General features: G+C 53.3%; 1 pseudogene. It reads left to right on the top strand.

From position 1 onward, the window contains the following. Positions 1-194: 194 nt before the first annotated feature. A pseudogene (locus tag O2S87_RS18895) lies at positions 195-413 on the top strand (ISH3 family transposase); the annotation flags it as partial.

Genomic DNA, 413 nt, shown 5'->3' with positions numbered 1-413 from the left:
GGAGACCGACCCAAGTCCACGTGAACGAGCACAGATGCATCGAGCATGTCAGAACGGGCTCAGATCGCTCGTTGAGCGGTCAGTAACCGCCAAATCAGTGGCAACACTGCTCGGGAAGATCAAAGGTCAGTCGATCACATCGGGTTAGAGGAAGTGTCTGCTTGGACGTAGTGTGAAACCAAGCGGACAGTCAGATCAAGGAAGAGCATCTGCTTAATTTTGTCGTCAACACTCTTGACGAGGAACTCCCGATAGAACTCGCAGACGGTGTAAAGGTCTCTTCAGAGGACCTCGGTCAATCACATCTGCGAGACGACCGAAGACTCTCCACACGCCAATACCGTCCGTGGACACCTTACCGATCAGTTCGACCTCGATACTGTCGAGCAAGTTGGAGACACGCTGCTCCAACG

The sequence above is a fragment of the Halohasta sp. A2 genome, assembly GCF_056175805.1.
The sequence above is the reverse complement of the archived record's forward strand: the minus strand, read 5'-3'. Positions and strand labels throughout refer to the sequence as shown.